This is a genomic window from Candidatus Thioglobus sp. (assembly GCA_028228555.1).
GTDB lineage: Bacteria > Pseudomonadota > Gammaproteobacteria > PS1 > Pseudothioglobaceae > Thioglobus_A.
Genome location: JAOJBP010000020.1, coordinates 1 through 6,612, shown reverse-complemented (window position 1 = coordinate 6,612; position 6,612 = coordinate 1). Strand labels below are relative to the sequence as shown.

Below are 6,612 nucleotides of genomic sequence, written 5' to 3'. Positions count from 1 at the left end.
TATGATGGTCGAACCGGTGAAGCGTTTGATCGTCCAGTTACGGTTGGTTATATGCATATGCTTAAGCTAAATCATTTAGTAGATGATAAGATGCATGCACGTTCTACTGGTCCTTATTCATTAGTCACACAACAACCATTGAGTGGTAAAGCTCAATTTGGCGGTCAGCGCTTCGGTGAAATGGAAGTTTGGGCATTAGAAGCTTATGGTGCAGCACACACATTGCGTGAAATGCTAACTGTGAAGTCTGATGACGTCGCTGGTCGTGCGAAGATGTATAAGAGTATTGTTGACGGTAAGAATAAGACAGAGTCAGTTATGCCAGAATCATTTAATGTACTTGTTAAAGAGATCAGGTCATTAGGTATTGATGTTGAACTTGAACAATACTAATTAGGAGAGTGAAATGAAGGATTTATTAGCAATATTAAAACAAGAAAATAAAGAGCAAGACTTTGATGCAATTAGAGTTGGTCTAGCCTCTCCTGAAAAAATTCGTTCATGGTCATATGGTGAAGTCAAAAAACCTGAAACCATTAACTATCGTACATTTAAGCCAGAAAGAGAGGGTTTATTCTGTGCTAAAGTATTCGGCCCAATGAAAGATTTCGAATGTTTGTGTGGTAAATACAAGCGCATGAAGTTTCGCAATGTAGTTTGTGAGAAGTGTGGTGTTGAGGTTACTTTTTCTAAAGTTCGTCGTGAGCGTATGGGCCACATTGAATTGGCAGCACCTGTTGCACACATTTGGTACCTTAAATCGCTACCATCGCGTCTAGGCTTATTAATGGATATGACGCTTAAGGATATTGAGCGTGTACTATATTTTGAAGCATTTTTAGTCACAGATCCTGGTTCAACGCCTTTAGTATATAAGCAGTTATTAACTGAAGAAATGTACTTTGATGCAATTGATGAATATGGTGAAGATGAGTTTGAAGCAAAAATGGGTGCTGAAGCAATTCAAGATGTCTTAGCAGAAATGCAACTTGAAAAAGAAGCAGCTAATTTACGTGAAGACAGCTTAAATACTAAGTCTCAAACTAAACTTAAGAAATACAATAAACGTCTTAAATTAATTGATTCTTTAATCCAATCTGGCAACAAGCCAGAGTGGATGGTTCTTAAAGTATTACCAATTCTTCCACCAGATTTACGTCCATTAGTGCCATTAGATGGTGGTCGTTTCGCGACCTCTGATCTAAATGATCTATACCGTCGTGTTATCAACCGTAACAATCGTTTAGCTCGTCTATTAGAGCTCGATGCACCAGAAATTATTGTACGTAATGAAAAGCGTATGCTTCAAGAAGCGGTAGACTCTTTGATTGACAACGGCCGTCGTGGTCGTGCGGTAATGGGTAACAACCGTCGCCCATTAAAGTCTATCTCAGACATGATTAAAGGCAAGCAAGGTCGTTTCCGTCAAAACTTACTAGGTAAACGAGTTGACTATTCTGGTCGTTCGGTTATCGTTTGTGGTCCATACCTTAAGTTGCATCAGTGTGGTCTGCCTAAGAAAATGGCACTAGAGTTATTTAAACCATTTATTTACAACCGTTTGCAAGCCAAAGGATTGGCGTCGACTATTAAAGCAGCCAAGAAAATGGTTGAAGCAGAAACACCTGAAGTTTGGGATATTTTAGAAAAAGTAGTGCATCAGCATCCCGTTTTACTAAACCGTGCCCCTACACTTCACCGTTTAGGTATTCAAGCATTTGAGCCGTTATTAATTGAAGGCAAGGCAATTCAATTGCATCCATTAGTTTGTGGTGCATTTAACGCTGACTTTGATGGCGATCAGATGGCTGTACATGTTCCTTTATCTGAAGAGGCACAATTAGAAGCAAGAACATTAATGTTAGCTTCTAATAACGTTTTGCATCTTGCTAGTGGTGAGCCAATTATTGTTCCTTCACAGGACGTTATTTTGGGGTTATATTATATGACTCGTGATAAGATTAATCAGAAGGGTGAAGACATGGTTTTCACTTCTCCTTCAGAAGCGCTTAACGCTTATGAAGCTGGTTTTGCAACATTACATGCAAGACATTAAACTTCTTAACTTTATTAGCAATAAGAACTTCAAGAACTTCTTCAGAAACAACTGTATTTGTTGCAATCAGAATTTCACCTGTTTCTGTATCAACGATATCGCTAGAGATTACTTTATTAATTAAAGACTCAAATGGTGCATTGATTACTTTAACACCTGCAGCTTCTAAAACCTTTACATGTTTGGCAGTAATACGGCGGTTTTTTTCAACCACAACATCTTTACCAGATAAGATATCAAATTCAGCAATCGTGCCGCGAAGACGAGACGGCTTAATGCCTAATTCGCAAGATTTAGCTTTCATTTTAATCGTTGAACTTTCAAAGAAAGTGTCAAGGATTTCACCACTAGATAGGCCCATTGCACGTAGCAATGTTGTAACTGGAAGTTTACGACGACGATCTATTCGAACATATAAATGCTCATGATGATCAAATTCAAAGTCTAACCATGAGCCGCGGTAAGGTATGACACGTGACGAGAATAAAATCTTGCCTGACGAATGAGTCTTACCTTTATCATGTTCAAAAATAACACCTGGAGATCTATGTAGCTGTGAAACCACAACACGCTCAGTACCATTAATAACAAACGTACCTGTGTCAGTCATCAGTGGTAGTTGACCTAAATAGACATCTTCTTCAATGATTTGTTTAACTTTACGTTTTTTCTTAAGCGTAGAGCCATTTTTATCAAACAATACTAAGTTAAGTTTAACGCGCAATGTAGAAGCAAAAGTTACACCACGTAACTTACATTCTTCTACGTTAAACTTAGGCTCTTGTAATTCATAATCTACATATTCAATTTCGGCATAGCCGTTAACTGCTGTAATAGGAAAAACAGATTGAAACACTGATTGCAAGCCAACATCTTCTTTGCTATCTTTTCCAGCTTGAATAAAGCCGTTAAAAGAATCAATTTGAATTGCTAATAAATCTGGCTCTTGCAAGATTGATACTCTTGAACCAAAATTATTTCTAATGCGCTTTTTTTCCGTAAATGAATAAGCCATAAATACCTCGTATTAGTCGATCTAATTCTTATAAGAAGTTTTTCTTCTTAAAATAAAACCAACCTATATCTTTAATTAAAGTAATAGGTTGAAATAGCACTCAATAAAGAGTGCTTATGCAATAAACACCAAAATCCCCTAGTGGGGATTCTGGAGTTTTACGCTAAACTTATTACTTAAGTTCAGCAGTAGCACCAGCTTCTTCAAGCTGCTTTTTAACATCTTCAGCTTCAGCTTTAGACGCGCCTTCTTTGATTGAAACAGGAACTGATTCAACCATATCTTTCGCTTCTTTAAGACCTAAGCCAGTAAGACCACGTACTGCTTTAATAACAGCAACTTTCTTCTCACCGAAAGATGTCATTACAACATCAAACTCGTCTTGTTCAGCTGCCGCTTCACCAGCTTCAGCTGCCACAGGTGCTGCTGCTACTGCTGCTGCACTTACACCGAACTTCTCTTCCATTGCTGAAACTAATTCAACAACATCCATTACAGACATATCTGCAATTGCATTTAAAATATCTTCATTTGATAATGCCATGATATTTACTCCTTTTATATTATTTGTTTATTATTTTTGTTGCGCTACTGCTGACACGACGCGAGTTACTTTAGTTGGAACTTCGTTTAAAGTTCTAGCTAGTTTCTCAACTGGTGCTAACATTAATGCCATAACTGTACTAATCGCTTGATCTTTAGTTGGTAAGTCTGCGATACGTTTAAGTTGATTTGCTTCCACAAACTCACCTGAAACACCCAAACCCTTAACGACTAAATCTTCGTTATCTTTAACGAAGTTGCTAAACACACGAGCAACTGCACCTGGATCTTCCTGAGAAAATCCAAGAATTACTGGCCCACTAAGAACCGGTAATACACACTCACATGTTGTTTCGTTAAATGCCAATTTTGCTAATGAATTCTTTACAACTCGTAAAGATACATTTGCATCTAAGGCACTTGCACGAAGCATAGTCATTTGTTCAACTGTCAATCCGCGATATTCAGCTACGCCGACAGAAATTGCATCATTTGCTAATGCATTAACTTGTTCGACAACAACTTTTTTTGCTTCAAGATTTAGAGCCATTTGCCTCTCCTGAACAGTTTAAAAAAAGAAAGTCATATTATTACAACTTTCGCCACAGAGTACTTGCGTACCCTCTACATAGGCCGACTGTGTTACCAATCATTTATGTAAAAACTCCAGGAGGAGAATTTACACCTATGGTCTTTGAGGAACGCAAGATATTTATCCTGCGACCCAAAGAATTCTTTTTTGCTAATATTACTAGATATCTAGCGTGTTTAAATCAACAGAAACGCCAGCACCCATTGTTGAAGAAACACTTAATTTTTTAAAGTAAACACCTTTAGCTGAACTAGGCTTAGCTTTTTTCAGCGCATCCATTAATGCAGTAATATTTTCAGCTAATGACTTAACGTCAAATGATGCCTTGCCAATACCTGCATGAACAATACCAGCCTTATCAGTACGGTAACGCACTTGACCTGCTTTAGCATTATTAACAGCGGTAGCGACATCTGGAGTTACCGTACCAACTTTAGGGTTTGGCATTAGACCACGGGGACCTAAAACCTGACCTAAGCGACCAACAACACCCATTGCATCAGGTGAAGCGATAACAACATCATAGTTTAAATCGCCATCTTGCATAGATTTCATTAAGTCTTCCATACCAACAATATCAGCGCCAGCTGCTTCGGCTTTAGCAACGTTTTCACCTTGCGTAAATACCGCAACACGGACTGTTTTACCAGTACCATTTGGCAATACAACTGCACCACGTACATTTTGGTCAGATTTCTTAGCATCAACACCAAGCCTTACACTTACATCAATAGACTCATCAAATTTAGCAGTTGCACAGTCTTTAATCAATGCCAAAGCATCTTCAATTGCGTAACGCTTTGCAATTTCTAATTTAGAAGCAATATTTTTTTGTTTTTTAGTTAAGTTAGCCATCCGATTAACCCTCCACCGTAATACCCATAGAACGGGCTGTGCCAGCAATAATAGTGACTGCTGCTTCCATATCATTTGCATTAAGATCTTTCATTTTGATCGCTGCAATTTCTTCTAATTGGGCACGTGTAATATTACCAACTTTATCAGTATGAGGAGCACTTGAACCTTTCTTGATTCCTGTTACCTTTAAGATTAACAATGCTGCAGGTGGCGTCTTAGTGATGAATGTGAAACTACGATCACTGTAAACTGTAATGATTACAGGTACCTTCATACCTTTGTCAATTTCTTGAGTTTTAGCGTTAAACGCCTTACAAAACTCCATGATGTTTACACCGTGTTGACCTAGTGCAGGACCAACTGGGGGTGAAGGGTTAGCTTCTTGTGCAGGCACCTGAAGCTTAATATATGATTCAATTTTTTTAGCCATTTTAACTTCCTTGAGGGGTTTCCTCATTTGGGTACTAGCGCCTATTAAGCTCCCCGTTCAACTGACGACATAAAGTCGTTATTATTATGTTTTACTTACTTGAGAAAATTCAAGCTCAACTGTAGTGGCGCGACCAAAGATCAATACTTCAACCTTAAGAACACTCTTATCGTAATCTACAGCTTCAACAGTTCCATTAAATTCGTTAAATGGACCGTCAATAATCAAAATTTCTTCACCAGGCTGGTAAGCAACCTTAGGTTTAGGTTTATCAGCACCCTCTTGAACACGAGCCATAATACGATCTGCTTCACGCTGCGTAATTGGTGAAGGCTTACCTGATGATCCGCCAATAAATCCAATTACGTTATTCGTATTTTTGACTAGCAACCAACTTGGCTCTGTGAGTTCCATACTAATTAGCATATAGCCAGGAAAAAATTTACGCTCAGCCATTTTTTTCTGACCATCTTTTAGCTCGACAACTTGCTCAGTCGGAACCATCACTTCGCTGATTAGATCTTCAAGACCCTCTCTAACAACAGCATCTTCGATTGCGCTTTTTACCTTGGCTTCATATCCGCTTCTAGCATGAAGTACGTACCATCTTTTTGCCATCTATAACTCTCTTAATTTGTTAATAATTGAACAATCCATGAAAAGAATGCATCAACTATCCATAAGAATATTGCAACAATTACAACAGCCACCATAATCATACCTGTCGTCTTAACAGTTTCATCACGCGTAGGCCATACAACCTTACGTAATTCAATTTTGGTTTCGTTAATAAAAGTGCTTAATCGTTTACCTTGGGGTGATTTGAAAAATATCAAACCAGCAACTACCAAGCCTACTAATAAAAGTAATACTTTATATAGTGTTGTTACCAACCCCAAAGGGTCTAAATAAAACACAACAAGAGAAGCGATCACTATTAGGATTGATAAATTCATTCCTAGTGATGATTCTTTTGTCTGACCTTCTATTGTTTTACTCACATTACACCTTTTAACATGGCAGGCGAGGAGGGACTCGAACCCCCAACCAACGGTTTTGGAAACCGTTACTCTACCAATTGAGCCACTCGCCTATAAACTTCAAAGGCTCGGACATAA

At 38.3% G+C, this 6,612-nt stretch carries 8 protein-coding genes, 1 tRNA gene and 1 pseudogene; 2 read left to right on the top strand and 8 right to left on the bottom strand.

The genetic code is table 11. The features are described 5' to 3' along the window. Positions 1 to 393: hypothetical protein (locus N9Y32_06770; protein MDB2590711.1), on the top strand; the 393-nt coding region annotated here is incomplete at its 5' end. 13 nt (positions 394 to 406) lie between these two features. After that, positions 407 to 2,047, top strand: a pseudogene (locus N9Y32_06765) (DNA-directed RNA polymerase subunit beta'). Here the strand turns inward: N9Y32_06765 and N9Y32_06760 are convergent. The 8 genes from N9Y32_06760 to N9Y32_06725 form a co-directional block, all read right to left on the bottom strand. Continuing rightward, positions 2,010 to 3,071 (bottom strand): hypothetical protein, encoded by a 1,062-nt coding sequence (locus N9Y32_06760; GenBank protein ID MDB2590710.1) that lies wholly within the window; start codon positions 3,069 to 3,071, stop codon positions 2,010 to 2,012. The pseudogene N9Y32_06765 and the gene N9Y32_06760 sit on opposite strands and share 38 nt — an antisense overlap. Before the next feature lie 172 nt (positions 3,072 to 3,243). Continuing rightward, a complete protein-coding gene (rplL, locus tag N9Y32_06755; GenBank protein ID MDB2590709.1) occupies positions 3,244 to 3,615 on the bottom strand; it encodes a 50S ribosomal protein L7/L12 in 372 nt (123 codons plus the stop codon). A 30-nt stretch (positions 3,616 to 3,645) separates the two neighbouring features. Continuing rightward, positions 3,646 to 4,164: a 50S ribosomal protein L10 gene (gene rplJ, locus N9Y32_06750; GenBank protein ID MDB2590708.1), complete on the bottom strand. Its 519-nt coding sequence runs from the start codon at positions 4,162 to 4,164 to the stop codon at positions 3,646 to 3,648. 201 nt (positions 4,165 to 4,365) lie between these two features. Beyond that, positions 4,366 to 5,061 carry a 50S ribosomal protein L1 gene (gene rplA / locus N9Y32_06745; GenBank protein MDB2590707.1) on the bottom strand — a complete coding sequence of 232 codons (696 nt, stop codon included), beginning with the start codon at positions 5,059 to 5,061 and terminating at the stop codon, positions 4,366 to 4,368. A 4-nt stretch (positions 5,062 to 5,065) separates the two neighbouring features. Then, positions 5,066 to 5,494: a 50S ribosomal protein L11 gene (gene rplK / locus N9Y32_06740; GenBank protein ID MDB2590706.1), complete on the bottom strand. Its 429-nt coding sequence runs from the start codon at positions 5,492 to 5,494 to the stop codon at positions 5,066 to 5,068. Between the two features lie 84 nt (positions 5,495 to 5,578). Next, complete coding sequence (gene nusG, locus N9Y32_06735) at positions 5,579 to 6,112, bottom strand: transcription termination/antitermination protein NusG (GenBank protein ID MDB2590705.1); 534 nt, start codon at positions 6,110 to 6,112, stop codon at positions 5,579 to 5,581. An 11-nt stretch (positions 6,113 to 6,123) separates the two neighbouring features. Next, a complete protein-coding gene (gene secE / locus N9Y32_06730; GenBank protein MDB2590704.1) occupies positions 6,124 to 6,495 on the bottom strand; it encodes a preprotein translocase subunit SecE in 372 nt (123 codons plus the stop codon). Positions 6,496 to 6,511: 16 nt separating this feature from the next. Beyond that, positions 6,512 to 6,587, bottom strand: a tRNA-Trp gene (locus N9Y32_06725). Positions 6,588 to 6,612: the final 25 nt, after the last annotated feature.

Excerpts from the sequence above, each read along its gene's own strand:
- N9Y32_06760 (MDB2590710.1), bottom strand. The coding sequence starts at position 3,071 with ATGGCTTATTCATTTACGGAAAAAAAGCGCATTAGAAATAATTTTGGT.
- rplL (MDB2590709.1), bottom strand. The coding sequence starts at position 3,615 with ATGGCATTATCAAATGAAGATATTTTAAATGCAATTGCAGATATGTCT.
- rplJ (MDB2590708.1), bottom strand. The coding sequence starts at position 4,164 with ATGGCTCTAAATCTTGAAGCAAAAAAAGTTGTTGTCGAACAAGTTAAT.
- rplA (MDB2590707.1), bottom strand. The coding sequence starts at position 5,061 with ATGGCTAACTTAACTAAAAAACAAAAAAATATTGCTTCTAAATTAGAA.
- rplK (MDB2590706.1), bottom strand. The coding sequence starts at position 5,494 with ATGGCTAAAAAAATTGAATCATATATTAAGCTTCAGGTGCCTGCACAA.
- nusG (MDB2590705.1), bottom strand. The coding sequence starts at position 6,112 with ATGGCAAAAAGATGGTACGTACTTCATGCTAGAAGCGGATATGAAGCC.